General features: G+C 59.7%; 5 protein-coding genes and 1 pseudogene. 5 read left to right on the top strand and 1 reads right to left on the bottom strand.

What is annotated here, in order from left to right; translation table 11 throughout:
* From WCB02_RS38595 to WCB02_RS38575, 5 genes and pseudogenes are all read left to right on the top strand, one after another.
* Positions 1 to 341: pseudogene (locus tag WCB02_RS38595) on the top strand (SAM-dependent methyltransferase); the annotation flags it as partial.
* Positions 338 to 661, top strand: a complete 324-nt coding sequence (locus WCB02_RS38590) for a DMT family transporter (protein WP_423967439.1) — start codon at positions 338 to 340, stop codon at positions 659 to 661. The pseudogene WCB02_RS38595 and the gene WCB02_RS38590, both read left to right, overlap by 4 nt.
* Before the next feature lie 852 nt (positions 662 to 1,513).
* The gene (locus WCB02_RS38585) at positions 1,514 to 1,636 is read left to right on the top strand and encodes a hypothetical protein (protein WP_423967437.1); all 123 of its coding nucleotides are present in this window, start codon (positions 1,514 to 1,516) and stop codon (positions 1,634 to 1,636) included.
* Between the two features lie 249 nt (positions 1,637 to 1,885).
* Complete coding sequence (locus WCB02_RS38580) at positions 1,886 to 2,110, top strand: hypothetical protein (RefSeq protein WP_423967435.1); 225 nt, start codon at positions 1,886 to 1,888, stop codon at positions 2,108 to 2,110.
* Positions 2,111 to 2,555: 445 nt separating this feature from the next.
* Positions 2,556 to 2,972: a DUF3551 domain-containing protein gene (locus WCB02_RS38575; RefSeq protein ID WP_423967432.1), complete on the top strand. Its 417-nt coding sequence runs from the start codon at positions 2,556 to 2,558 to the stop codon at positions 2,970 to 2,972.
* A gap of 55 nt (positions 2,973 to 3,027) precedes the next feature.
* On the opposite strand, the gene WCB02_RS38570 is transcribed toward WCB02_RS38575, so the two are convergent.
* On the bottom strand, positions 3,028 to 3,438 hold a 411-nt coding region (locus WCB02_RS38570; protein ID WP_423967430.1), incomplete at its 5' end, for an MSMEG_1061 family FMN-dependent PPOX-type flavoprotein.

Genomic DNA, 3,438 nt, shown 5'->3' with positions numbered 1-3,438 from the left:
TACCGGCTTTCGATGACGTGATGATCTCTTATAGTCTGTCGATGATCCCGGACTGGCGTCGCGTACTGCAAGCTGGCGTGAGCCGATTGAAACCGGATGGCCGCCTGCATGTGGTCGATTTCGGCAGCCAGGAACGTTTGCCGGCGATCGCCCGCGTTTTGCTGCGGCGCTGGCTTGCAGTATTCGAGGTCACGCCGCGTGACGATCTCGAGCAGGAAATGTCGGCGCTCGCCAGCACGCTCGGCGCCGAATTGAAATTCGAGCGCCCGTTCCGCGGCTACGCCCAATATGCCGTGCTGACGTGTCCGGCCGGACGGGGTGCGCCAAGGAGAGCGCGATGACCGGCTGGATCGCGCTGCTGGGAGCGGGCCTGCTCGAAGTCGGCTGGGCGCTTGGTCTGAAATATTCGGAGGGGTTGACCAGATTCTGGCCCACACTGGCTACCGCGGTCGCTATCGTGCTCAGTTTCGCCTTGATGGCGTTTGCACTACGGTCGCTGCCGTTTGGCACCGCGTATGCGGTATGGACCGGGATCGGCGCCGTCGGCAGTATCCTCGTCGGAATGCTGCTCTATAGCGAGCCGACCGATCCCGTTCGCATCGTCTGCCTCACGCTGATCGTCGCCGGCATGATCGGGCTCAAGCTCAACTCGCCGGTTTGAGATTTCGGACTGCTCGGCGTGCAACGCTTTCGCACGCAGGATCCGCAGCGCCTCGACGGCGCCGAACAGCACAAGCGCGATCGACAGCGGCAGGAAGTGGTACAGGAAGCGGAACATCAAGAGCGCGGCGAGCAAAAGCTCGCGGTCTTCGTTGCCTAGTCCGATCAGGATGGTGGCATCGAACACGCCCAGTCCCGCCGGCGCATGGCTGGCAAAGCCCAGCAATGTGGCCGCGATGAAGACCACCATCAGGCGAAACAGTCCGATCTCCAGACCGGACGGCAACAGCACATACATCGCAAGCGCAGCGGCCGTGAGATCGAGCAACCCGACCACGATCTGCAACAGCACCAGAGGGCCGGATGGAAGCCGCACCAGCCAGCCACTCCTGCCGATACTTCTCGGAACCAGCCAGCTCCAAGTGAGGAAAGTCCCGACACCGAACAGCAGCGCCAGCGCCAGCAGCCGATTGATTCCAGACGAAAGATGATCGATGATGCTGAGTGACGCAGGGTCGTACAGCAGGCTGAAGCCGAGGGCCGTCATGTTGCCAAGCCAGAACGTCAGCCCAGTGAGAAAGCAGATGTTCGCTACGCCCGTTGTCCCCACGCCATTGCCGGAATAGATCCGATAACGGATCAGCGGCGATATCAGCGCCACGGCGCCGATCCCGTGGGCGATCGGATAGCTGGTGAAGCTCGCCAGTGCCGCAACGCGGTAAGGAACATCCTTGCGCCCCATCGTATGCAGCGCCAGCCAGTCATACAGCGTGATGCTGGCATAGGAGGCCGTCACCAGCATCAATGCCAGCACGATGACACTGAAGTGAGTTCCGCGAATGATCGCGAAGACTTGACCGTAGTCGACGTTCTTGAGCGCATGGGTAAGGGCAAATACGGCACCAGCGCCAATGGCAATGCTGAGAACGAAGCCGAGGCCCTTCAGCCGGACACTGCCGCCGAGCTTTTTCCTTAAAAAATCTGTTTTCAGGGGCTATATCCGTTCATAGATAAGCGGTGCGCTCGGAGCCCGCCGATTCGAGCCAATCGACTGGCTGGTGTGACATGTTGATGTGACAGTTGCGTAACCCATCGTGCTGGTTTTGCAAGAGAAAGTGATCTTAAGCCTCTGGGGATAAACCGGAATCCGGACCCTTTGGTGTCGCACGTCATTCACGCAGTCTCGCTAACAAACGCGCGACATTCCTGAAGCCCTCGAGGCCGCATGAACGCCGAACTCGACTACGATCTCACGCTGGATCAATGGGAAACGCTGAAGGCGCTTCGCATCCCCGCACCCCAGCGCCGTGCCCCGAGCAGATTCGTTCTCGAACAACTCGTCGCACTCGGCCTCGCTGGCATGATCGACGACGTCCCCTGCATCACGCCTTGGGGACGCAAGGTTCTGATCAGGGGTTCGTCGCGGCTGCTGTTGGACGTCGCAGCCTGAGCGATTCCGTCGTGACGGCCATTCAATGGCTTCTGCGGTATCATCAGCGTGATTGTTGGAGTAGACGTTCGCTCGGCCGTGATGCGACATCAGGTCCATTCCTCGCGGTCTCGCACAACACCGACGCTCCATGAGCGCCGCGAGAAGCTGCAGGCGTAATCGACCAATGCGCGCTTGGCGGGAACTGTACGCCAGTCCGCCATATCAGCGCGGTATCATTATCCTACAACTAACAACTCTTCAGAGGAGATGCGGTATGCGATTGCATGCAGATGGCATCGACCTCGTCGTCTACGATGCGCGGTGCGAACGCCACCATCGACGGCTGATCACATGTCTGTTGAGACTCGCGAACAAAGGCCGCGGCATAACGAGCCAATGTTGTCATTGAAATTGTTGTCATTGAAATTTCACGGAACGACAGACCTGTCGCGCTCTTGTCTGGGTGCCCTCCGACAACGAAATGGATCCTTGTCGGGAATGTCCGACGACGGAGACAAAAATGAAATCGCGTACCAAACTCATCGCCATCGCAACGTTGGCGTTTACCGCCGCGTCACTCTTTGTAGCTGGCTCGGTGACGCCGGCGTCAGCGGCCAATGCGTTGGCAGCCAACGCCAAGAAAAATTATTGCCTGAGTCCGGCAAGCGGTGGAGCGAGCTGCGGCTTTGTCAGCATGGAGCAATGCTGGGAGACGATGCGCGGCCGCAACGGCTGGTGCTCGGAAGCCGTTGATTGGTCGAGATATCCCGAACGAAGCTTCGCCTACGCCCCGCGCGGCGGCAAATTGACTGCGACTGACAGAGACCTCGAAGAACTTTACAAGAAGGACATGCCGGTCAAGGGCGTCGGGAACGAATAGGCCCATTCCAATAGGCCAAGTCTCAATAGGGACCAATCTCGATAGAAGAGGCGTCTCACCACATCGTCAGGCGCGCGCGTTCTGGCCACTCCCGATCATATGGCTCGCCGCCGACCCGGTTATCGCTCATCTCGGCGAGAATCTGGCCCGGCGTCGGCAGCATCCTGGGATCGACCCGCTTGTCGGGATTCCAGAGATCGGAGCGAACGATGGCGCGCGCGCACTGGAAGTAGATCTCGTCCACCGTCATGATGATCGCCGTACGCGGCATCTTGCCCTCGACCTTGAACGAGGCCAGCAGGTCGGCATCCGCCGAGACCTGCGCGCGGCCGTTGACGCGCAGCGTGTTGCCGGAGCCAGGAATCAGAAACAGCAACGCCACGCGGGGATCGCGAACGATGTTACGCTGCGAATCGATCCGGTTGTTGCCACGGCGATCCGGCATCATCAGCGTTTTGTCATCATG

The organism is Bradyrhizobium sp. (assembly GCF_049581145.1).
Classification (GTDB): Bacteria; Pseudomonadota; Alphaproteobacteria; order Rhizobiales; family Xanthobacteraceae; genus Bradyrhizobium.
This window is presented reverse-complemented; position numbering and strand designations above follow the sequence as displayed.